The following is a 24,424-nucleotide window of genomic DNA, read 5'->3' on the forward strand; positions in this document are numbered from 1 at the left end:
TACTGAAAATATAAAATAAAGTGAGAGGTTTTTTATTTAGAAAGTTTTGCTTTTCTAGTATGAGTAATAAATACCAAAATAATTATAATCACACAAAGTATAGGTCCAAGAATTATAGGTACTTGCTTATCGATATGTTGACCTAAGAATCCTGAAATAAATAAACAAATTGAAGCACCTATAGAGCCTGACATTATTAAAAAAGAGGAGATCTTTGGACTAGAGTAGTTTGCATTATTGATACCGTATCCAAGAAGTGTTGGGAACATTGCAGCACAACCAAAACCAAGTACTATACCGCCTATTATAAATCCTGTAAGACTATTAGCAATTAAGAATATGATAAATCCAACTAGAGTAATAAATGAGCTAATCATAATATAAACAGCAGGCTTAATTTTTGTAAGTACAAATAGACCTACGATTAGTCTAGAAATAGCAATAATTCCCCAAAATAGACCAATAACTAGTCCAACATCTGTAACACTTACATGTTTAGCCTCTTGTAAATATGGTGAGAACCAATATGAAACAATATACTCAATATATACATAAATCATTATAGCTAGAGCTATTAGAACTACACTTATATTTAAAAGTTTTGGTTTAGCTGTATCAGATTCATCAACTAGATCATCACTAATAGTTACAGCTGCTTTTTCTTCAAATTTTGATAAAAAGATAATAATAAATAGGATCAAATATAAACAACCCATACCTATAAACACTGCACGCCATGAGAATTGCTCAACTATATGACCACCGACAAAAGGTACAAATGCCGAGCCGGCACCAAAGAAAAAGTTTAAAACATTTAAGCGTGATTCACTTTTACCAGTTTTTGTATATGCTGCATGGATTGTTTGGCTAACAGCCGGTACCAAAAAGCCTACGCAAGTACCATTTAAAAGAGCACAAATAGCATAGATATATAAAGGAAATCCAGCAGCGATAGTAAATTGTGCAATTAGACCGATTACCAGGGCAATGAGTAGCGTGTTTCTACAACCTAAAGAGCTCATAGTTTTTGAGCTTAAAGCATTACCTACCAAAAGCCCTAATATATTTAAAACATCAATATAAACAATATGAGAAACATTAACGCCATAATGACTAGATATCTGTGGTGATACTAGTCCAAGTATTGCACCAAAGCCTCCTGTAATAAATGCTGCGAAGAAACAGATGCTCACAGCTTTTAGTATTAAACTTTCTGGAACAGTGAATGTCGATAATTGATTATTTGTATTAATTGATGCCATTTGTATTCTCTCTAGTTTTTATTGCCATATTGAATTTAGTTCATATAATTTGATAGTTAGACTTTTTTGGTCTGCAACTTTAATCTTCATAGTATTTTCTATTTTGCTGGAGCGTTCAAATCTCATTGTGATAGATTCTTGACCTTTATTAACAAAAAGCTCAATACTTGTTGTATCTAAGAAGATATCTACAGATATGTTTTCTGAACTTATATCTTTTATAAAAGCTTCATTCATAACTTGATTAAGGCTATTTTTTACTGAGATTTGGCTATCTTGATAACAAATATCAATCACAGATCCTTGATTATCTTTTAAAAGCTCTAGCTGCCACGTATTGTTTGAATTAAACTCTAAATTTAGTTCAATAAGATCTGATGGGAGATCAATATTTTTGTTAAAGTTTTCTATCTGTAAACGTTGCACTCTAAGGTTATTATAAGCATCAGTAGGGTAGGAAATAAGCTTATTATTCACTACCTTGAATTGTCTCATTAGACTCATTGCACCAGCTGAATCTTCTTTTGCTCGGTTTTTATGATCTTCCCAACAGTTCATCCAACCAATAGCATACCTATTACCGTTAGCTTCAAAAGTCTGTGGGGCATAAAACTCTTTTGCAGAATCTATATATGTAGCAGGTGTCTTAGCTGAAAAATATTTACCATCAAAATCACCAATATAATAGAAAGACTTATAATCGAAGTCCTTTTTATTTTCTGTTGTAAAAATTGAAAGCACTAGTACATACTTGCCATCTAGATAAAATAAATCTGGGCATTCTAGTGTTCTCCCAGAGATAGTTTTTTCTTGAAATAAGATGCTATGATAGTGCCAGCTCTTAGCATCATCAGATCTATACAATGCAACGCTTGGGAAGCTGTTTGCATAAGTACCAATCACCATATAATAGCAGTTGAAATTTTTATCAAACCATACTTTAGGATCTCTAAAATCATAAGAGCAAAAATCAGGCTTACGATTAACAATAGTTTTAGGTTTTGAAAAATGTATACCATCTTTACTTTTTATTAGATTTTGTTTTTCGATGAAAATATCAGGAGAATTTTCTAGATCCTCAAAATGCTCTGTATAGACAAGAAATAATTCATCATCAACAACCATGGCACTACCTGAGAAAGCTCCACCTATATATCTCTCATCAAGATCGTTTTGTGGATAAATAGCAATAGGTAAATGTTGCCAATGTACCATATCATCAGAAACAGAATGTCCCCAGTGCAGCATTGCGGTATGTTTACCATAAGGGTAGTGCTGATAGAACATATGATATTTACCTTTAAAGTAAACCAGACCATTAGGATCATTCAACCAAGCTTTTTTTGCTGTAAAGTGATATTGTAGGTGTTTGGTATCTTTTAGCTTAGAGTTATCATGAGAGTGATGTGACTGGAATTGTCCATGTTTAAGGCTAAAGCAAACTCCTCCATACTCAAGTAATGTATCATCATATATCCAGCCATTTTCAATATTCAAATCTTGGATATCACAAGTTATTTTGAGAGTATACTCTTTGTTTGATTCTAGTAGCCATTCTACATGATAGTATTTTGTTTTTAATGATGTTGTTTGTATAGGGCAACATTCAACAATATTATTACCGTCATAAAGTCTAAATTGACCATGGTGATTTGTACTATAGTCAAAAGATATTACTGCATTATTTGCGACATGAATTCGAAAAGATTTTTCGTCAAGTTTATCTATAACCATTTCTTTAGAAATAGAGTTAGTGTATAAAAAAGTTTATGTGACTAGATGATTAGAGTCAATTTATAGTTTATAAAATAAAATATCCTTTAGATTTAGCATTATTTAGGTTAAATTATCTCTTTAATTTAAATATTAAGTAGAGGATAGTTTTGATAAAAGACATAAAAGTAAGGCAGTTTTCTGTATTATGGTTTGTAGAGTTATGGGAAAGGTATGCTTTTTATAGTTTCCAAGCTCTTTTTATGCTTTTTATAACAGCTAGTCATATTAGTGAGTCACAAGGGTATTTAATCTTTGGAATATTTGCTTCACTAATCTATATCACACCAACGATAGGTGGGTATTTATCTGATAAATATATAGGTGTTAAAAATGCTTTAGTTATAGGTGCGGTATTTTTATTATTAGGCTATATTGTTTTAGCAATATCAACGGATTTAAGTCATGTAAATTGGGCTTTATCACTTATAATAGTTGGTAATGGGCTTTTTAAACCTGCACCAACTTCACTAATTTCAAGAATTTTTGATGATAATCCATCACAGTCTCACTCAGCATTTACAGTATATTATATGGGAGTAAATATTGGTGGTTTTCTTGCTATAGCATTTACACCAATAATTGCAAAATATACTAGTTATTCTTATGCATTCATCATATGTGTTATTGGTATGTTTCTTGCAATATCAAACTTTTTCTGGCGAGCAAAGCTTTTAAAAGGTATAGGGTCTGATACACCACCAATGACTACTAAGGTTAAGCTTTTAATATCACTAATATGCTTAGCTCAGTTATTAATATGCTATGGATTATTCCAAGTTACAGATATTTCTTTATATTTGATAATAATCTTATGTATTCTAACATTCATATATATGTTAAATGATGCAAGAAATGCTTGTGATCGCAAAGAGACTATTCTACAAGTAATAGGGGTGATTTTAGTTATTGAAGCGGTGATTTATTTTATTGTCTATAGCCAAATGTTTTCGACATTAGTGTTATTTGCAAAGCATAATGTTTCACTTAACTTGATAGGGTTTGATGTATCTCCAGCAACTTATGCATCTTTAGATTCTTTTTGGTTAATCGTTTTGAGTCCGTTATTAGCTATTTTATACAAAAAGAGTGTAAAACACTTATCTGTACCTTATAAATACTCTATAGGAACAATAATTGCAGGTATCGCGCCTCTAAGTTTATATGTGGTGATAAAGCTGACACAGGTAAGTGGCTTTGTCGATGGTAACTGGATGTTTGTCTATTTCTTCTTTGGAGCTTTAGCTGAGTTATTAGTTGCTGCAATAGGTTTTTCAATGATTGCTATTTACTTTAGAAAAGAAATAGTAACACTAGGTATGGGCTTTTTTATGCTTGCAATAGCTCTAGGAGGTGCTTTATCTGGTAAATTAGGTCAGCTTGTTGCTATGCCTGATGGTAAGATTGATCCAATGGTAAGTCTAAGTATTTATGAGAGTTATTTCTTATGGCTAGGCGTAATAACGATCATTTTAGGTGTTGTATATGGAGTAGTAGCCAAGATTGTGACTACTATAGCTAATAAACATAATATTTCATTAGGATAAATAAGATTATAATCTCTTTATAATCTCATCTGTAAACTCTTGAGTAGAAGCTAATTTAGTTCCTTGAGTATAGATATCTTGAGTTCTAAAACCATCTTCAAGAGTTAAATTAATTGCATTTGCAATAGCTTCAGCTTCTGATACTAATCCAAATGAGTAAGAAAGCATTAGTGATGCTGATAATATCTGTGCAATTGGATTTGCTTTGTTCTGACCTTTGATATCATAAGCAGAACCACCAGAAGGCTCATAAAGACCAAAACCATCTTTATTTAAGCTTATAGATGGTACTAAACCAATTGATCCAGGCAGTACAGATGCTAAATCAGATATAATATCTCCAAAAAGGTTTCCTGTAACCATTACATCAAATTGACTTGGGTTAAGAACCATTTGCATAGCACAGTTATCGACATACATATGATTGACTGTAACATTTGGATAGTCTTTTGCTACCTCATTAACTATATTTCTCCATAGTCTTGATGTATCTAAGACATTAGCTTTATCTACTGAAGTCAATCTATTTGAGCGTTGTGTAGCTCTTTCAAATGCTTGAGTAACAATATTTCTAATAGTATGTTCATCATATTCAGCGATATCTGTAGCACACCTTGTACCATTTTCATCAGTAAAAGTTTTATGCTCCCCAAAATAGATATCTCTAGAAAGCTCTCTAAAGATCTCAATATCAGCACCATTAGCGATACGACTATCTTTCAAAGGACATGCTTCTTTTAGTGATGGGAATATTTGGCTAGGACGAATGTTTATATTAAATCCAAAGTGCTTTCTTAGCGCGAGGATACTATTAGCTTCACAGCCTTGCCATTTTTCCTCATTTTGAGCTTCAACAGGCCCACCAACAGAGCCAAAAAGTATCGCATCAGAGTTTTTACATATTTCTAAAGTTTCTTCTGGGCAATGACTTTTGTATTTATCATAAGCTGCTCCGCCGACTAGAGCTTCAGTATAGTTAAATTTGTGATTATATTTTTTAGCTGTAGCATCAAGAACCTTTATTGCCGATTCCATTACTTCAGGACCAATGCCATCACCAGCTAATATAGCAATATTTTTTTCCATTCTAGCCTCTTCTTGATTGTTCAAATTGTTTGATTAGATCTAAGTTCTCGATAAGGTAGGACATATCATCAAGCCCCTTGATAAGACAAGTCTTACGAAAAGGATCGTAATCAAAGCTATACGAATCTTTATCTGCAGAAACTATCTGGTTTTCTAAATCAATAGTTACATTAAACTTTGGATCTTCTGCTTTATCGCATAAATCCTTAACAATATCCTTATCTAGAGATATTAGTAACAAACCATTTTTAGCAGCATTGTTGAAAAAAATATCAGAAAAAGAAGGGGCAATTATAGCTCTTATACCAGCTTGAGTAAGAGCCCAAACAGCATGTTCCCTAGATGAACCACAACCAAAATTACTTCCTGCGATTAGTATTTGTGAATCGGAGTAATCAGGGTTGTTAAAAATAAAATCATGATCTTTTTCTTTTAAATTATGAAATAAACTATTCCCATAACCATCTTTACTTGTTTGAGTTAGAAAGTTAGCTGGGATAATCATATCTGTATCAATATCACTTAGCCATAAAGGAATTGCATTAGATGTTAGTTTTTTAAAAGCTTGCATTTCTTATAGCTCCTTAGTTATAGTTTATCAACACTGCAAATTTTACCCATTACAGCACTAGCAGCAACTGTTTGAGGTGATGCAAGATGAGTTATACTACCTTTACCTTGACGACCGATAAAGTTTCTATTTGAGGTGCTTATACATCTTTGGCCTGCAGGAACTTTATCATCATTCATTGCTAGACACATTGAGCAACCTGGCATTCTAAAGTCAGCACCAGCATCAGTAAAGATCTTATCTAAGCCTTCTTCTAGTGCTATTTTTCTAACTTGCTCAGAGCCAGGAACTATATACATAGTTACATTTTTAGCTACTTTTCTGCCCTTTAAAACTTCAGCAACAGCACGCATATCTTCTATACGACCATTAGTACAGCTACCGACAAAAGCCCACTGTATTTCTTTACCAAGAATATCTTCATCAGCATTAAATTTTGTATAGCTATAAGCTTGTTGAGCTAATTTATGTTGATGAGTTGGAATATCTTTAAGATTTGGAATCTTAGCTGAAATATTAATAGCATGTTGAGGATTTATTCCCCAAGTTACCATTGGCCCAAGGTTAGCAACATCTACTTCTACATATTTATCGTAGCTTGCACCTTTATCAGTTTTTAGGGATTTCCAGCTATCTAATGCTTTGTCAAAATCAGCTCCTTGAGGAGCATATTTTTTACCTCTAAGGTAATTAAAAGTTTTCTCATCTGGAGATACTAGACCAGCCCTTGCGCCACATTCTATAGACATATTGCACAAAGTCATACGCTCTTCCATAGACATATTTTTGACTACCTCACCAGTGTACTCAATAATATATCCACCAGCACCACCAATACCAATTTGAGCAATTAGTTTCATTACAATGTCTTTGGCTGTTGCTAACTCTGAAGGTTTACCTACAAACTCAACTTTCATTGTCTTAGGTCTGTACTGTAGTATACAGTTAGTCGCAAGTACATGACCAATTTCAGATGTACCTATACCAAATGCTAAAGCTCCAAAAGCCCCGTGAGTTGAAGTATGAGAGTCACCACACACAAGAGTTATTCCTGGTAGGGTAAAACCTAGCTCAGGACCTGTTACATGTACGACACCTTGATGTTGGCTCTCGAAATCATAAAAATCAAGACCAAACTCTTTGACATTATTACGAAGCTTCTCAACTTGAGCTTGAGCAACTTTGTCTTTCATCTCTAAGCGATTAATAGGAGATGTTGATATACTATGATCTACAGTTGCAATGATAGATTTTGGGTTATTTATAGGTATTTTTAGTTCTCTAATTTTATCAAATGCTTGAGGCGAAGTTACTTCGTGCACCAACATTCTATCTATATATAACATATCTGGGAAATCAGGTATTTGTTTTACAACATGAGCATCCCAAATTTTATCTATAATATTCTTTGCCATATTATTTCCTATAATTTGTTTCTATAAATAATTTATTTGTAGCCGCAATTAAAGCTTTAAGAGTAGATATTTCTATATCTTGATCAGTAGCAACTCCTTCAACTGTAGGGCTATTTTCACCCGCTTTAATTATAATAGTACTTTCTGATTTGGAGTTTATCCCAGCATCTTTTAATGAGCGTGAGAAGTAGTCTGATATGTTTACTTCAGGAATGTGCTCTTGGATACCTTTTAATAAAGCTGATAAGGCAGAGTTTTCACTATGATCTGTGATTCTATAGTCTGTATTACCAAAGAAGTTACCTTTAAGCTCTACAAATGTTTCGCCATTAGATTTTCCATAATCAATACTTGTGGCATTGATCGGAGCTCTAATTTTTTTATAAGCAGTAATAAGCTCTTCATCTGTGATACCTTTTCTACGCTCATGATAAATATCTTTTATTTGTTGTGCAATTTTTGCTTTTTCTTTGTCATCACAAATATAACCATTTTCTTCGATAATCTTCTTAGCATGATTACCACCAGAAAGAGGTCCAAAAACAAAGCTAATTTCATTACCTACAGATTCAGGGTGAAAAGGTTGGTATGCTAATGGATTATTTAAAATAGCATTAGTATGACCACCAGATGTATGTCTAGCAGAGTTTAGACCAGTAATAGGGTAATGAGGTTGTCTTGATAGCATCCTTTCACCAATAAAGTCAGAGATAGTCTTAAAGTTAGAAATATCAATATCATTGTAGTAGTGACACTCTTTTTGTTTACCAAAAAGATTTAAAAACATTACACATTGTTCTAAAGATGCGTTACCAGCTCTTTCACCTACACCATTAATACAACCCTCAATTTGCCTTGCAGGACCATCAAAGACAGCATTCATAGAGTTTTCTAATGCTAAGCCTAAATCATTGTGACAGTGTGCTGACCAAATTATATCCCTGTCAGGAAATTCTTCTTTAATTATTTTTGCATGTTTAGACATATTATGGACAAAGTAGTTTTCGCCTTCTCTTTCGCATGCTCCACCAATAGTATCTGGACAGTTGATTACAGAAACCCCAGCAGAAACTGCAGCTCTAAAAACATCTGTTACATAGTCAAAAGTATCACCAAGCTTAGAGTATCCCTCAGCACTAAACTCAACCTCAAAGCCTTCATCACTAGCTAGCTTAACTAGTTCGTAAACATTTTTGATATTTTGTTCATTATCATTTTTGCTACCTAAGCTTGCTTGAGCTAAATTAGGGTCTACCGGCAGATACATATGAACTCTTGCTTTACCTATCTCTAGCGAAGGGCGTAGAGCATCCATTGTGATTTCAACCTGGTTTTTACGTAATTGGCATAGTCCAGCAATAATCATGTTAGACTTCCTTTCAGTCATTCTTTTTGAGATAGTATTTACTATTTCAAAGTCAGTCTTACTTGCAGAAGGAAATCCAGCTTCTAACACATCAATTTTTAACTTATCTGCTAGATCAGCATATGTGATATTATCTTCAAAAGACATTCCTGCTCCAGGAGATTGTTGACCATCCCTAAGAGTTGTATCAAAGATATAAACTTTCTTCTTATCCATATTAAGATCCCTCTACATAAGTTAAAATTTCTTTATAAGCTTGTCCTTGCTTAATTTTTTCAAAGACTTCTTTTATTTGGTTAGTTATTGTATGATCTGAACTTTTTAATTTATTATCATCTATACTTGCAACTGGAGTTACTTCAGCTGCGGTACCACAGAAGAAGGCTTCATCTGCATCAACTAACTCTTCTACCTTAAATAAGCGCTCTGTAACTTTATAGCCTAAGTCTTTAGCTATTTGTATAATAAGTTTTCTTGTTATACCATTTAGTATTGTTCCTAAAGGAGTTGTTATTACTTCTTTATCCTTTATTAAAAACACATTCATTGCCGCACCTTCAGCGACATATCCATTTGAGTCAAGTAATAAAGACTCATGATAATGAGTATCTAAAGTTTCTCTAGAGGCTAAGATACTATTTACATAGTGACCACCAATTTTTGCATCACAAACAGTTGATTGGGGGTGAATACGGATATATTTACTAACCTTGATGTCAACTTTGTCAGCAGACATATATTTGCCCATATCAATACAATATATAGCAATATCTACTGGATGATTATCTGCTGGTAGCACACTTACTCCACCTTCAGCATAATATGCTAAAGGTCTTATATAGCAGGATTTTTTACCACTTGCTTTAATTATATCTAGTACAGCTTGGCATAACTCATCGATACTATATTTACATTTCATACCAAGAACATTCATTGAGTATACAAATCTTTCCATATGTTCTTTTAGTTTTAAAACACCAACGCCATTTGGCGTTTCATATGCTCTTATGCCTTCAAATACTGATGAACCATAGTGTAGAGAGTGTGTATTTATACCAACTTTTGCATCTTCATAAGATATAATTGCGCCATTTTTCCAAATTTTATCTATCATTTTAACCCTCGATATTTAATTATTATTTTTTTTAAATTTAAAATTTTGAATGTTTTATTTTTTGCCTGCTATTAGAGACAGAGAGTACTTTTTGTGAGGGGGAGGAGTGCTTGAGAAGAATTACTTTGAGATTTGCTTTTTTTTAAGAACACAGTAGTTACAGAGTTTAAGAAAACTTTGCTGTTACTATATATCTTAATTATAGAGACAATGTCTATATGTATTCGCATTCGTATACATGAATTCACTATTTTATGCATTTTCCCTTATCTTTTTAGTACAAAGAATACTTTCGAGTAAAAATACTCTTAGTTAAAAGTTAATACAGTTATTGTAGCCATATAATATTTTAGAGTAAACCTAGTTTTAGCATAACGGTTGATTTTTTATAAAATTTTTTATAAAGTTAAGAGTTTTTATCACTCTATAAAAGGTATATTTTTGTAAAATGATTATATTAAGTTATATATTTATCAGGAAATTATACTAAAAATTGTTATTATCAAATACCTAACAACAGCAGTTTTATATAATTGAGAGATAGTTAGTATCTAAGAGTTAAAAGAAATATTATTTACGATCTGCGTAAATTTTTGCTTGGGCTGCTGATAATCTTGCGATTGGTACTCTAAATGGTGAGCAAGATACATAGTCAAGATCTAAATCATGACAGAATCCTACGGAGTATGGTTCGCCACCGTGCTCGCCACAGATACCCATTTTGGCATTAGGATTGACAGCTTTTACGCCTTCTTTAGCTATTTCCATCAGCTTACCAACACCTTTTGGATCAAGTCTAGCAAATGGATCAAAGCTTAAGATACCATGCTCAAGATAATCTTTGATAAACTTATTAGCATCATCTCGACTAAAGCCAAAAGTCATTTGTGTTAGGTCATTTGTACCAAATGAGAAAAACTCACTACCAGCTTCAGCTAGCATACCAGCACCAATAGCACCACGAGGAGTTTCAAGCATTACACCAACTTTATAATCAATATCCATATTCTCACGTTTAAGAATATTATCAGCAACTTCTCTAACAATTCCACTTAAAAGTTTAAACTCACCAAGAGTACTTACTAAAGGAATCATTAGCTCAGGTTTAACATCGATACCCATGCGCTTACTAGAAATCGCAGCATATATGATTGCTTTTGTCTGCATTTCTATAATTTCTGGATATGTAACAGCAAGTCTACAACCACGATGCCCCATCATTGGATTCATTTCACTAAGAGATTCAATTCGTGCTTCTAGCTCACTATAGCTAATATTGAACTCTCTTGCTAGAGCATCTATCTCATCAACTTCATGAGGTAAAAACTCATGTAGAGGTGGATCAATAAATCTAATTGTTACAGCTAGTTTATCCATTGCTTCAAACAGCTCTTCAAAGTCCTGCTGTTGTACAGGAAGTAACTTATCCAGAGCTTTTTGTCTTTCTTTTTTGTCTTTTGCTAGGATCATCTGTCTAACATATGAGATACGATCTTCTTCAAAGAACATATGCTCAGTACGGCATAACCCAATACCTTCAGCACCAAATGCTCTAGCGATAGAAGCGTCTTTATATGTATCTGCATTACATCGTACACGAAGTTTACGCACGCTATCAACAAACTTCATAAAATCTTCAAAGTCTTTAGTAACTTCAGGATCTACAGTCTTGATAATACCTCTATATACATTACCTTTTGTTCCATCAAGAGATAAGTAGTCACCTTCTGTGAAAACTTGACCTCTTTCAAAAGTAATCGTCCTTTTTTCTTCATTAATTCTCGCAGACTCTAATCCAGAGACACAGCATTTACCCATACCACGAGCAACAACGGCTGCATGCGAAGTCATACCACCACGTAATGTAAGAATACCGTTACAAGCATTCATACCGGCAATATCCTCAGGAGATGTTTCAATTCTAACTAAGATAGTTTTCTCTTGGCCTCGAGCTTTTGCGGCAAGTAATGATTCAACGTCAAAGTAAATTCTACCACTAGCAGCGCCAGGAGAGGCCCCAAGAGCTGATCCAAGAGGGCGTTTTGATGCTAGGGCTTTTTCATCAAATTTAGGGTGAAGAAGTTGCTCTAATAAGTGAGGCTCTACCATCATTACAGCTTCCTCATTAGTGATTAGGCCTTCTTTTGCCATATCAACAGCTATTTTTAATGCCGCTCTAGCTGTCCTTTTACCATTTCTTGTTTGTAGCATAAAAAGCTTACCATCTTCGATAGTAAACTCCATATCTTGCATATCTTTGTATACTCTTTCTAAGTTTTTAGCAATTTTTACAAAATCTTCAAATACTTGTGGCATTTTGTCTTTAAGAGTAGATATATGCGCAGGAGTTCTTACACCTGCAACCACATCTTCTCCTTGAGCATTGATTAGGTATTCACCAAAGAGTTTATTTTCTCCAGTAGAAGGGTCTCTTGTAAAAGCTACTCCAGTACCAGAATTATTACCAGAGTTACCATATACCATTTCTTGAACATTAACGGCTGTACCCCAGTTATTAGAGATATTATTGATCTCTCTATATATGATAGCTCTTTCAGCGTTCCATGATCTAAATACTGCTTCGACAGCAGCTAGTAGCTGTTGAATCGGATCTGTAGGGAATTCTTTACCAACTAGATCTTTATAGATTTTTTTATACTCAGCAACAATATCTTTGTAATCAGCTGCGCTTAGGTCACAGTCATTTTTTACCTTTCTTTTTTCTTTTTTATCATCAAGAATTTTGTCAAAAGGTTTTTTCTCACAGTCCATAACAACATCAGCAAACATCATTATGAATCTTCTGTAGCTGTCATAAACAAATTGTTCATTGTTTGTCTTAGCTACCATCGCTCTGGCAACTTCATCATTTAAGCCTAGATTTAGAACTGTATCCATCATTCCAGGCATAGAAACTCTAGCTCCAGAGCGTACTGATACAAGTAGAGGGTTATTACCACCACCAAAAGTTTTACCTGTTCTTTTTTCTAAATCAGCAATGTGAGCAAATATTTGCTCTCTAACATCTTTGCTTAGTATTTGACGATCATCGTAGTACTTAAGGCAAGCCTCCGTTGTTACAGTAAATCCATCGGGTACAGGAAGACCACTATTTAGCATCTCACTAAGATTTGCACCTTTTCCACCTAGTAAATCACGCATAGACTTATTGCCTTCACTAAAGGCATAGACAAACTTCGACATAAAAACTCCTCTCAAGTTTTTTATAAATTAAATTGATGTCGCTACACCCTCAAGTGCAACTATTTTTCATCGTATCATATTTTTATGAATAAAAGGAAGGTCTTTATGAAGAAAATTTTTAAACTAATTTAACTCCTGCTATAAATGGATGCAAAAATATAAATATACAGAGTGCGATTAATCCAACCAAAATATTTAAGATATCTGATTTTATAGAAAACTTTTCAGGGAGGCTTTTTTGAACTTTTGCATCTCTATTATTTGTTTGTATTATTGAGATAATAGCCCATATTACTAGACCTCCAAATAGGATTATTGCTTTTAGGTTTATATTGCTAATTATATGACCTACTCCCCATGTGATGACAGCTACCAACTGAGGGTTATGTATGAATTTGATAATTCTTGATTTAAGACGCCCTGAGAAGAATAGCAAAAAGCTTATTGTTACACATATAAAAGTGATCGGATGAGCTATAGTTTCTGGTAGTGAGTATATTGTTTCAGCAGATGATGTTCTCCAGCCAATTACCATTAAAACTATAGATATTACTATTAGTATTGAGAAGATTCCTTTGTAGGAATTTTCACCAGTAATATTAATAATTTTTTTTCTAAAATTAAAAAAATAGGTAGGTATAAAGTGTATCAAAGACCATATAAGTATTCCGACTATCAAATATAACATAAGCTTTTATACGTTTTTAAGTCTTATAATATTAAATCATATAGTTCTATGTTAAAGATATCAAGAATCTAGAAAGATGAAATCATATTTATATCTCAAAATAATCCTAAGAACACTTGGTATTACAACTTGAACATCCTGTAAGGTTGGCGACAAACCTTATTTTAGTTGATAGATATTTCATAATAAAAATTATAAATATTGTATATATAAGAGCTCCAGCAATATAACTTATCGATTTTACAGGAGTATTAAGAATATTTGCCGTTTGATAAACTAATAAGGCTGCCACATATGCAATAGATGTACTCCAGATTATTGATAGAATAGCCCATCCACGAGTAGCTTCTCTAACCATAGCACCTATTACTGAGATACAAGGGATATATAGTAGTACGAAAAGTAGGTATGAGAAAGCTGCAATACCAGAGCCAAATTTGCTAACCATATTACCCATAGCCGCAGTACTCATATTTGCATCAGCCTCATTTGAAGTTATTGGGTTAAAATCAATATGCCTAAAGTTATCTATTGTAGTACTCAAAGCTTCTTTAAAGCTATCTATCGCACTGAAGCTTTTAGGTATACCATCATCATCCGCTTGTGTGTAGATAGTGTTTAGCGTACCGACAACAACCTCTTTTGCAAGTGTTCCTGTTACTAGACCAACTGTTGCTGGCCAATTATCATTACTAACTCCAATTGGGTTTAATATAGGTGTGATTTCTTTACTTCCATAGCTTAGAAGAGTTTCGTCTTTAGTTACATAAATACTGTTTAAACTACCTACAATAATTGCTACAGGTACAATAACTTTACCTGCACGGATAAGGAATGATTTTAGTCTATTCCAACTATATAGCATGATTGTCTTAGCGTGAGGAAGGTGATAATTGGGGATATCTAAAATAAATGGAGATGTATCACCTTTTAGAAAGGTAAATTTAATTACATAGCCAGTTATAATGGCACCTATTATGCCTGTGATATAAAGTAAGAATATTATAGATGCTCCGTGGTTTGGAAAAAATGCTGTCGCAAATACTGAAAATATTGCTAACCTTGCACCACAAGACATAAACGGAGCCATCATGATTGTCATTAGTCGATCTTTTCGCGTTTCTAAAGTCCTAGCAGCCATTACAGAAGCAACATTACAACCAAACCCAACAATAAGAGGAACAAAAGCTTTACCAGATAAGCCGATAGATTGCATAAACTTGTCCATAACAAATGCTGCTCGTGACATATAACCAGAGTCTTCAAGTATAGATAGAAATATAAATAAGAATCCTATCTGAGGAATAAATGCTAAAACAGTATTAATACCGGTACCAAATCCTTGTGATAATATCTCTGTGACGGTTATTGGTAGGCCTATTAGGTTTGAGTAGTAAGCAACACCATCAATAAATATAGCACTAGAGAAATCATCGAATAATGGTTGTACAGCAGCCCCTAAAGTAATAGAGAATAGGAACATTAGATACATCATGAATAAAAATACAGGGACTCCTAAATATTTATTCATACATATTGCATCTAGAGCTTTAGTTAGATTAATTCTTGAGACTTTTTTACGTTCTGTTGAAATATCTATAATTTCTGCAACAGCCTGATAGCGAGATTTAGCAATATCAAAGTTTTGACTTTTATCTATAGACTTTTTTAGAGTATTTAAATCTTCAGCTTTAATTTCTTGTGCAACTTGGATGTCTCTACCATCTAGTAGCTCAGTTGTAAGCCATAGGTTGCCTATATGATTATGACGAAGTTCGCTAATTTGCTTTTCTAAGTCAAATACTGTTTTAGGATAGAATTTTGTAAGGTCAAAGCATGGAGTGTCTTGAGGATTTGCTAAAGTCTGCTTTAGATCCTGAATACCAACGTTTTTTGAGCCAACTATTGGTAAAACTTTACATCCTAGAGTTTTTTCTAACTTATCATAATGTATAACAATACCTTTTTTAGTTGCGACATCTACCATATTTACAGCTAAGATCACTGGTAGACCAAGCTCTATAAGTTGCACAGTTAAATATAAGCTTCTATTTAAGTTTGATGCGTCTACAACATTGATAATTGCATTTGGTTTTTCTTTGACAATAAAAGAATAAGCTATCTGTTCATCTATTGAGTTTTCATCTGATACTGACAAAGAATAAATGCCAGGTATATCTATAATTTCTATTTTTTTGTTATTTGAATTAAAAGTACCTACTTTTTTGTCAACAGTAACTCCAGACCAGTTACCAACTTTTTGATTAAGTCCAGTTAGAGAGTTAAATATCGTTGTTTTACCACAGTTTGGATTGCCAACTAAAGCATATTTCATAATTTGTACTCAAGAAATCTTTTTAAAGGTAATTTGGTGTAACAAGTATAGCAAAAGATATTTAATTGTGATATACGATAATGAGAATTATTATCAAACATTTATTATGATATTAGGACTTCCCCCTTGTGATCGGTTATTATCATAAACCATATCGCATCTAGCAGTACCTTTAATTATTCCAGAGGTTATCTTTACTCTAGCACCTTTTGCATATTGAGGCATCGTTGCAGTTATTACAGAACAATCATCTGAAAAAGCATTTTGGTCCTTACAAATCTTAATTTGAGTTCCTGTGAATGAGATATATAGCTGTTGGTTCTCATTAAAAAATTTATTGTTGTTTTGATAGTAGGTCAGGTTAGCTGTAGTGGTTTTACCTTTAATAGCATCAAAACTAAATGCTTGAATATCATTCCAATTATTTATGAAAGCTTGATATTGACCTTTTCTAATCACACATTGGATATACTGGCCATACTCAGGATGAGCTTTTATGTTAGCAATTTCCTGCTGCTGTTGATGTTGATAAGCTAACTCTTGAGCATGCTGTTTTGCATCTATGTCAGCTTGTTTTTGGTAAGCATCGGCTTGTTGTTCAGGAGTCATGTTCTGCCATGTTTCATCAGATATACCAAGAGGGTGGGTAGAACAACTAGTTATTAAAAGAGTTGAAATAACTAAAAGCAATATTTTTTTCATTTATCTTATCTCTTTAAAGTGATAATAGTTTTTTTCTATAAAATTTTAACTCTGCGATAGATTCTTGGATATCATCTAATGCTTTATGTGTAGCTTTTTTATTAAAGAATTCGCCATCGCCCCAGTATTCATTTAGAAGCTTTAAACTTGTGACATCAAGCATTCTATAGTGGCAGTAGTCATCTATTTTAGGCATGTATTTAGCTAAAAATCTCCTATCTTGCCATATTGAATTGCCACATAAAGGAGAGCTTTGATATGGTACATATTCTTTGATAAACTCAAGAATCTTTAGTTCAGCTTCTTCAAGAGAAATTTTGCTATCTTTAACTCTTTGAGTAAGCCCAGTCTCACCATGAGTCTTGATACACCATTCATTCATATTTTCTAAGACTTCTCTAGGTTGGTAGATTGCGATAGGCTCTGCTTCAGCGACTATATTTAAGTCTTTATCTGTAATAATTGCCGCGATCTCAATGATTTTACACTCATCTACGTCAAGACCTGTCATTTCTAGATCAATCCAAACTAAGTTATTTGAAGATTGCATATGTTATTAGTCCTTAACTCTAGATACATAGCTAGATGTTCTAGTATCAACTTTAATAACTTCACCAGTTTGTACAAAAAGAGGAACTCTCACAACAGCACCAGTAGATAATGTTGCAGGTTTACCACCAGTTCCAGCAGTATCACCTTTCAGACCAGGATCTGTTTCGATAATCTCAAGGTTTACAAAGTTAGGTGGAATTATTGAGATAGGCTGGCCATTAAATAAAATTATTTGGTACTCATCTTGGTCTTTTAACCATTTCTTAGCTTCGCCTAGCCCTTCTTCAGAAACCATATATTGTTCGAATGTTTCTGGGTGCATAAATACATAGCTATCACCATCAAAATATGAGTATACAGCAGTTAGTTCTTCGACATCAGCAGCTTCAACAGATTCTCCTGATTTAAAAGTCTTTTCTATAACTCTATCATTAAGTAGATTTTTAAGTTTAACTCTATTGAATGCTTGGCCTTTGCCTGGTTTAACAAATTCATTTTCCACAATAACCATTGGGTTACCATCTATTAAAACTTTTAAGCCGCCTTTGAATTCATTTGTACTATAATTTGCCATTTTTAGTAGTCCTTGATTTTTATTAAGTATTACTTCTTATATTTTGTTAATTCCAACATGCAGTAGGCGTTCTATCAACGATAGCACCATTGACTTGTAACTCAATATTTGTGCACGGGGTGTCCGCAGCTTGTGCTCCTTGAGCAGTAGCTGTAATTGTATAGTCTGCATCTGCGTTAGGGCATGTATTTCCAGAGCAGTATGATAGTCTATAAAGCCTGCTTTGTGAATTTGCATGGTAGAAAGAGTTTATGTCGTTACCAGGCGGGAAAGATCCGTTACGAATCTCAAAATTATCCGCAGCATTTGATGCTGATAATAGTTCAGATGTTGCCTCACTACGATGACTTCTTAAAATATAGTTGTTATACATTGGTATACCTATAGATGCAAGAATAGCTATAATAGCTATGACAACCATTAGCTCAACTAAAGAAAATCCTTTAACTATATGTAATAATTTTTTTTTAAACATATTAATAAGCTCTAATAAATTTGAGGCTCGCCATTTGGTCTTGTTCTATAGCGACGGTGTTGCCATAAATATTGTTCTGGGTACTTGCGAATAGCATCTTCAAGAAATTTGTTAGTAATTTCTGCATCTTTATAAGCATCACCTGTAAACTCTAAAGGTTCACCAGTTACAATTTTATATTTTTTCAAACATTTTTCTCTTACATAATACGCTGGGATTACAACCGCTCCTGTTTTTTGGGCAAGCCATGGAGTCACCGTAAGCGTAGCACAGAGTTTACCAAAAAATGGCGCAAAAACCGAGTTTTCAAGACCTGAGCTCTCTAAGCCAAAATCTTGATCTGGAGCGTACCACATGGTATAGCCTTTCTTAAGGCTTCTAATAACTGAGATAAAGTTTTTACTATCAAGACATTTATAAAGGTTTCTCTCACGATAGTCTTTTATCAAGTTTTCAATAAGATCATTACCATTTTTTTGGTACATTACCGTAAAAGGAGGGAACTCTTGTCCCATATATCTACCAATTATCTCGATACAGTGAAAGTGAAAGCCTAATATAATTAGTTTTTGATTAGGATCACTATGATACTTCTCAAATCTTTCTCTTGAGCCTTCACCCCATTCAAATTTAATTTTGTTAAATCTTTTTTTTGATAAAAGCCAAGCAGCATTAGTTTCAGCCCCAGAAAGAACCATAGAATAATAGCTTTTGCGTACTAATTTATTGATTTCTTTATTTGATTTTTCTGGATAAGCAATTTTGAGATTTTCACGAGCAATTTGATTACGACTTCTTAGAAAAGGTTTGATAATGATGCCGATAGCTAGCACAATATATTTATGTGTAAACAAAGGCAGTTTTGCAGTACAATTCATTATGCCAACTATAAGCCATATTCCCCAATTTCCAGGTTTAAAGTTTTTACTGCTCATATTACTCTTCATTTAAGTTACTGCATTCAAGTTTAACATATAGTAAATCAATCATAAATAATTAATAGATTTTTTCTTCACCTGGAGGTCTTGTTTTATAACGTCTATGTTGCCATAAATACTGTTCTGGATATTTGCGAATAGCATCTTCAAGAAACTCATTAGTCATTCTTGCATCAGTATAGTCATCACCAGTGAATTCTAGGGGAGCTCCAGATATTATTTTGTAGCCAGATAAATCAGGTTTTCTGATGTAATACGTTGGAACAACTAAAGCATTGGTTTTCTGCGCAAGCCATGGTGTAACTTTTAGGGTCGAGCATAGCTTACCAAAAAATGGGACAAAGATTATATGCTCTTTAAAATCTTGGTCAGGAGCATACCATAAAGTATATTTTCTTTTGAGGCTTTTTATCACAGGGATAATGTTTTTTCTTTGAAAACATTCATGGACATATTTCTTTCGTGAAGTTGTAATTAAATATTCCATTAATGGATTCTTATGCTTTTGATACATCAATGTTAATGGTGAATAACTTATTCCTGAATGGCGACCAACTATTTCTAAGGTGTGAAAGTGAAATCCAAGGCAGATGGCTGGTCTACTTTTATCATTGTGGGCATCTATGAAAGTAGTTAGCTCAGAATCATCAAAATTTATCTTTTTAAAATTCTTCTCTGACATAAACCAAGCAATAAGACTCTCAAAGCCTGCCATACATGCTGATTTATAGCTCTCATTAGCTAACTTTTTTATCTCTTTATCTGACTTTTCTGGAAAAGCGATTTTTAAGTTAGTCATAGCTATCTTTTGGCGTTTTTTTACTATAGGCTTTGTCAAATAGCCTATGAAAACAGCAAGATGCATTAGAGCCTTATATGAAAGAGTATTGACTAGCACTTTAGAAATACTAATTAAAAACCATATTCCCCAATACTTGGGTTTTAGAAGATGTTTATCCATTTTAATCTCTCTGATTATTTTTTAGTTAAGTATTAGTGCTTATATAATGAGAAAAGCATAGGGTTAGTAAATTACCTCTTCACCTGGAGGTCTTGTTTTATAGCGTCTATGTTGCCACAAGTATTGCTCAGGATACTTTCTAATTGCATCCTCAAGGAACCTGTTTGTCATATTTGCATCTTTATACGGATCTCCTGTAAACTCAATTGGTTCACAAGAAATTAGTTTATATCCTGATAAATCTTTTTTTCTAACGTAGTACATAGGTATTACTGTTGCACCAGTTTTTTGTGCAAGCCATGGTGTAACAGTTAAAGTAGAGCAAAGTTTACTAAAGAAATCTACGAAAATAATATGCTCCTTAAAATCTTGGTCAGGTGCATACCACATAGTCATACCTCTTTTTAGACTCTTTATTACAGAGACTATATTTTTACGTTGAAAGCATTTGTCAATATACTTTTCACGAGAGGTGGTTATGATATGCTCCATTAGGGGGCTACTATGCTTTTGATACATTATTGAAAGAGGTTTAATATTATCACCAACATATCTACCAGCGATCTCTAATGAATGAAAATGAAATCCTAACGCTAAAAGAGTTTTGTTTGGATCATTATGAGTGTTAATAAAAGTATCAAATTCTGAAGTATCTATATTTAATTTTTTGAAGTTCTTATCCGACATAAACCATGCTATCAAACTTTCAAAACCTGCCATGCATGCTGATTTATAACTCTCGTCAGCAAGTTTCTTTATCTCTTGGTCTGATTTTTCAGGGAAAGCTATTTTTAAGTTTGTGATAGCAATTTGATTACGCTTTTTTGCAAGAGGTTTTGCTAAGAAGCCGATACCTATAGCTAGTCGCATTAAAGCTTTGTATGGTAGGATATTTACAATAGCCTTACATAGGCCAACTAGGATCCAAATACTCCAATATTTTGGTTTTAGAAAAGATTTATCCATAGGCTAAATAAGTATTATTTTTTGTGTGTTGCTTGATAGCGTTTTGTAATCATCCATTGTTGCAAGATACTTATTAGGTTGTTTGTTAACCAGTATAACACAAGTCCAGATGGGAATGATGCAAATAGGAATGTGAATATTACAGGTAAGAACATCATTATCTTAGCTTGCATAGGATCAGCTGGAGCTGGAGAAAGTCTTTGCTGTAAGAACATTGATAGTCCCATTAGTACAGGAAGTACAAAGTATGGGTCTTTCATTGATAAGTCATGAATCCAGAAAATAAATGGAGCATGTCTTAATTCAACAGACTCTAGTAATACCCAGTATAATGAAATAAATATAGGGATTTGGATTACCATAGGTAAACAACCACCAAGAGGATTAACTTTTTCCTCTTTATACATTTCCATCATTTTTTTACCAAGAGCTTGACGATCATCTTTATAAGTTTCTTGAAGACGCTTAATTCTTGGTTGTAGCATTCTCATTTTTGCCATAGAACGGTAGCTCTTAGCAGAAAGAGGGTAGAATATTGCCTTAATAAGTACAGTAACCAGGATAATAGATAGACCCCAGTTACCAACTAAAGCATGAATATGGCTCATAACCCAGAAGATGATTTCTGAGAAGAATGAAAGCATACCATAGTCAAGAGTCTTTTCTAGATTCGGAGCTAAGCTAACAAGGTTATCTTTAATGATTGGTCCTGTATATAGTACAGAAGAAATATCTTGTGACTGATTAGGAGCTATAGTGATACCTGTATATTCACCAGCTTCAAAAACATTACCATTTAAGTTTTTGTAGTATATTTTTGAATTTGATGATTGCGGTATCCAAGCAGTCAAGAAATAATGCTCTAAAAATGCTACCCAGCCTTGTCCATTATTATCAATAACAGTAGGTTTACCATCCGTTTTAGAGATATCTTTAAAAGACTCTTTTCTAAATTTGTCTTGTGGAGTTGAGTAAGCAACACCAGTGAAAGTATAGCTATGAGCATTTAATAAGCTAAAGCTATCTCCGGCAGGATCAAAGTCTCTAGCTAATGAATCATCAACAATTACATTTATTGGATTGGAACTAGTGTTAGTAATCTTTTGAGCTATAGAAATGTTATATTTAGAATCATCAAAAGTATATGTTCTAGTTATATCTAAACCATCAACAGAACCTGATAATGTTAGAATCTGTTTATTACCTTCTTTCTTGATGCCTTGGTTTTTGAACTCAACATTTACTGGTTTTCTATCTATAACAATATTACTCTTGGCAATATACTCTGAACCTTGTTTTTCAGTTAGAAGGTTCATAGGAGTTTTATCCTTAAGACTAACAGTATAGTCTTTTAAAGATGCTGAAATAATAGCACCATTTAATAAGCTGATTTTTAGATTTTTGAAAACATCAGTATTTATAGTTACACTGTCAGCTTTGTCATATTTTGAGAAGCTTGTTTTAGCTGTTAAGCTAGGAGCCTGACTATTTGTTACATTATTTGCTGTTGAGTCAGTAGATTTGTAATGGTTATTCTCTTGAGTTTTTGCAGTTTGTTGCTGCGTATTGTCATGTGAAGGGAAGGTTTGTTCCCATTTACCCATTAGAGATATAAACATTATTGCTATTATGATTAATAGTAATATTCTTACATGATTAGCTTTCATTATTTTTTTAAACCTTTTATTTTTGCCGGAACTGGGTCAAAGTAGTCTCTTTTTGCTAATGGATGGCAACGCAAGAGTCTACGTATGGTTAAATACAATCCCTTTAGTATACCATGAGATTTTAGAGCTTCTAGAGCATATTCAGAACAAGTTGGATAATATCTACATCTAGCCGGTATAAAAGGGCTAATGCAATAGCGATAGAACTTGATTGATAGTATAAAAGGAACTACTGCGATTCTTTTAAAAAATGAGAGAATTTTTCTATAGATTGCCACAATTCTTCCTTAGTAGCTTGAGACGCTGGTTTTTTGCTCAGTACAATCAGGCTTTTCTGTTCTAAGAAAAGTTTGTTTAAACGAAAAAACTCTTTAGCAAGCCTTCGACAAAGATTTCTTTTAGTAGCTTTTTTTATGCTTTTTTTAGGTAAGATCACACATATGCCAGGATCTTTAATGCTTCTTTTGCTAAGCAAAAAAGTAAAGTGTAAAGTGCTTAGCTTATTTTCAACGCTATCAAAAGCCTGTTTGATCTCACTTTTATTAAGTATATTTTGTTTTGTCAAACAAAAATTATGCACTAAGCTTAGCTCTGCCTTTAGCTCTTCTATTTTTGATAACTTTTCTTCCACTTAAAGTTTTCATACGAGCACGGAAACCATGAGTTCTTTTTCTTTTTAAGTTTGAAGGTTGGAATGTTCTTTTCATTTTTATTTTCCTCTTTAAATTTTTCTTTATTATATATAAATCACAGAAATAGTTTCGGTATTCTATAGAAAAGACAAAAATTAGTCAAATGTTATTTATTGGTGTGATTATTTAGAGCAAGGTATTAGATTCATTTTATTTAGCTCTTTCCACGATGCATCAGGACATTTCTCAGGTTGTTTGTTTGGCAGACAATATCCTTTCCAGCCTCTATACTCTTGAGTGCTAAGACATTTTTTGAATTTTTTAACCTTAAGGTATGCTGGAGTCCATGTTGAAGAGCTAGAGCCAAGTAGCTGTTCTTTTTGCTTAGGCTGATCTATTTGTATGTTATTTTGTTTGGCTGTTACGTTTATTGGCATAGCGTTCATAGCAGTAGGAGCTTTCTTAATACTAGAGCCAGAGTTAATCTTTTGTGTTGAGCCACTAGAGACCTGTAAGCTAAATCCAGTAGATAAAAACACACTTAATCCTAATGTTATTGCTATTTTTTTCATAGTAAATATTTGAGTTTCTTTAAC

23 protein-coding genes are annotated in these 24,424 nt (G+C 33.2%); 1 reads left to right on the forward strand and 22 read right to left on the reverse strand.

Annotation, left to right across the window (positions count from 1 at the left end; translation table 11 throughout):
• Positions 1-32: 32 nt before the first annotated feature.
• Together FIP56_RS00185 and FIP56_RS00190 are read right to left on the reverse strand one after the other, a co-directional pair.
• A complete protein-coding gene (locus FIP56_RS00185; RefSeq protein WP_192576995.1) occupies positions 33-1,262 on the reverse strand; it encodes an MFS transporter in 1,230 nt (409 codons plus the stop codon).
• A gap of 18 nt (positions 1,263-1,280) precedes the next feature.
• Entirely contained in the window at positions 1,281-2,996 is a 1,716-nt protein-coding gene (locus tag FIP56_RS00190; RefSeq protein WP_192576996.1) for a glycoside hydrolase family 32 protein, read from the reverse strand.
• A gap of 149 nt (positions 2,997-3,145) precedes the next feature.
• Here FIP56_RS00190 and FIP56_RS00195 point away from each other — a divergent pair, with 149 nt between their 5' ends.
• Positions 3,146-4,582 (forward strand): peptide MFS transporter, encoded by a 1,437-nt coding sequence (locus tag FIP56_RS00195; protein WP_192576997.1) that lies wholly within the window; start codon positions 3,146-3,148, stop codon positions 4,580-4,582.
• A 6-nt stretch (positions 4,583-4,588) separates the two neighbouring features.
• Here FIP56_RS00195 and leuB read toward each other — a convergent pair whose 3' ends face one another.
• The 20 genes from leuB to FIP56_RS00295 all read right to left on the reverse strand — a co-directional run bounded on the left by leuB (position 4,589) and on the right by FIP56_RS00295 (position 24,400).
• Entirely contained in the window at positions 4,589-5,668 is a 1,080-nt protein-coding gene (gene leuB / locus FIP56_RS00200) for a 3-isopropylmalate dehydrogenase (protein ID WP_192576998.1), read from the reverse strand.
• Between the two features lies 1 nt (position 5,669).
• Positions 5,670-6,239 (reverse strand): 3-isopropylmalate dehydratase small subunit, encoded by a 570-nt coding sequence (gene leuD / locus FIP56_RS00205; protein WP_192576999.1) that lies wholly within the window; start codon positions 6,237-6,239, stop codon positions 5,670-5,672.
• Between the two features lie 17 nt (positions 6,240-6,256).
• Positions 6,257-7,654 (reverse strand): 3-isopropylmalate dehydratase large subunit, encoded by a 1,398-nt coding sequence (leuC, locus tag FIP56_RS00210; protein ID WP_192577000.1) that lies wholly within the window; start codon positions 7,652-7,654, stop codon positions 6,257-6,259.
• 1 nt (position 7,655) lies between these two features.
• Positions 7,656-9,236 (reverse strand): alpha-isopropylmalate synthase regulatory domain-containing protein, encoded by a 1,581-nt coding sequence (locus tag FIP56_RS00215; protein WP_192577001.1) that lies wholly within the window; start codon positions 9,234-9,236, stop codon positions 7,656-7,658.
• Between the two features lies 1 nt (position 9,237).
• Entirely contained in the window at positions 9,238-10,134 is an 897-nt protein-coding gene (locus FIP56_RS00220) for a branched-chain amino acid transaminase (RefSeq protein ID WP_192577002.1), read from the reverse strand.
• 570 nt (positions 10,135-10,704) lie between these two features.
• Positions 10,705-13,338: a pyruvate, phosphate dikinase gene (ppdK, locus tag FIP56_RS00225; protein WP_192577003.1), complete on the reverse strand. Its 2,634-nt coding sequence runs from the start codon at positions 13,336-13,338 to the stop codon at positions 10,705-10,707.
• 118 nt (positions 13,339-13,456) lie between these two features.
• Positions 13,457-14,026 carry an NnrU family protein gene (locus FIP56_RS00230; protein ID WP_192577004.1) on the reverse strand — a complete coding sequence of 190 codons (570 nt, stop codon included), beginning with the start codon at positions 14,024-14,026 and terminating at the stop codon, positions 13,457-13,459.
• A gap of 106 nt (positions 14,027-14,132) precedes the next feature.
• Positions 14,133-16,361, reverse strand: a complete 2,229-nt coding sequence (gene feoB, locus FIP56_RS00235) for a Fe(2+) transporter permease subunit FeoB (RefSeq protein ID WP_192577005.1) — start codon at positions 16,359-16,361, stop codon at positions 14,133-14,135.
• A gap of 93 nt (positions 16,362-16,454) precedes the next feature.
• Positions 16,455-17,063 carry a hypothetical protein gene (locus FIP56_RS00240; protein WP_192577006.1) on the reverse strand — a complete coding sequence of 203 codons (609 nt, stop codon included), beginning with the start codon at positions 17,061-17,063 and terminating at the stop codon, positions 16,455-16,457.
• Between the two features lie 13 nt (positions 17,064-17,076).
• Positions 17,077-17,613, reverse strand: coding sequence for an oligoribonuclease (orn, locus tag FIP56_RS00245; protein ID WP_192577007.1), 537 nt, complete (start codon positions 17,611-17,613; stop codon positions 17,077-17,079).
• 6 nt (positions 17,614-17,619) lie between these two features.
• A complete protein-coding gene (gene efp, locus FIP56_RS00250) occupies positions 17,620-18,189 on the reverse strand; it encodes an elongation factor P (RefSeq protein WP_192577008.1) in 570 nt (189 codons plus the stop codon).
• 46 nt (positions 18,190-18,235) lie between these two features.
• Positions 18,236-18,664 (reverse strand): type IV pilin protein, encoded by a 429-nt coding sequence (locus FIP56_RS00255; RefSeq protein WP_192577009.1) that lies wholly within the window; start codon positions 18,662-18,664, stop codon positions 18,236-18,238.
• An 11-nt stretch (positions 18,665-18,675) separates the two neighbouring features.
• Complete coding sequence (locus FIP56_RS00260; protein WP_192578812.1) at positions 18,676-19,599, reverse strand: lysophospholipid acyltransferase family protein; 924 nt, start codon at positions 19,597-19,599, stop codon at positions 18,676-18,678.
• A gap of 61 nt (positions 19,600-19,660) precedes the next feature.
• Positions 19,661-20,563 (reverse strand): lysophospholipid acyltransferase family protein, encoded by a 903-nt coding sequence (locus FIP56_RS00265; RefSeq protein ID WP_192577010.1) that lies wholly within the window; start codon positions 20,561-20,563, stop codon positions 19,661-19,663.
• Positions 20,564-20,626: 63 nt separating this feature from the next.
• The gene (locus tag FIP56_RS00270; protein ID WP_192577011.1) at positions 20,627-21,529 is read right to left on the reverse strand and encodes an LPS biosynthesis protein; all 903 of its coding nucleotides are present in this window, start codon (positions 21,527-21,529) and stop codon (positions 20,627-20,629) included.
• A 14-nt stretch (positions 21,530-21,543) separates the two neighbouring features.
• Entirely contained in the window at positions 21,544-23,196 is a 1,653-nt protein-coding gene (yidC, locus tag FIP56_RS00275) for a membrane protein insertase YidC (RefSeq protein ID WP_192577012.1), read from the reverse strand.
• Positions 23,196-23,474: a membrane protein insertion efficiency factor YidD gene (yidD, locus tag FIP56_RS00280; RefSeq protein ID WP_192577013.1), complete on the reverse strand. Its 279-nt coding sequence runs from the start codon at positions 23,472-23,474 to the stop codon at positions 23,196-23,198. The genes yidC and yidD overlap by 1 nt, the downstream gene beginning before the upstream one ends.
• Positions 23,426-23,827, reverse strand: a complete 402-nt coding sequence (gene rnpA / locus FIP56_RS00285) for a ribonuclease P protein component (protein WP_192577014.1) — start codon at positions 23,825-23,827, stop codon at positions 23,426-23,428. The genes yidD and rnpA overlap by 49 nt, the downstream gene beginning before the upstream one ends.
• A complete protein-coding gene (gene rpmH, locus FIP56_RS00290) occupies positions 23,769-23,903 on the reverse strand; it encodes a 50S ribosomal protein L34 (RefSeq protein WP_072711096.1) in 135 nt (44 codons plus the stop codon). The genes rnpA and rpmH overlap by 59 nt, the downstream gene beginning before the upstream one ends.
• A 107-nt stretch (positions 23,904-24,010) precedes the next feature.
• The gene (locus tag FIP56_RS00295; protein ID WP_192577015.1) at positions 24,011-24,400 is read right to left on the reverse strand and encodes a hypothetical protein; all 390 of its coding nucleotides are present in this window, start codon (positions 24,398-24,400) and stop codon (positions 24,011-24,013) included.
• Positions 24,401-24,424: the final 24 nt, after the last annotated feature.

This window comes from Francisella sp. LA112445, assembly GCF_012224145.1.
Lineage (GTDB): Bacteria > Pseudomonadota > Gammaproteobacteria > Francisellales > Francisellaceae > Francisella.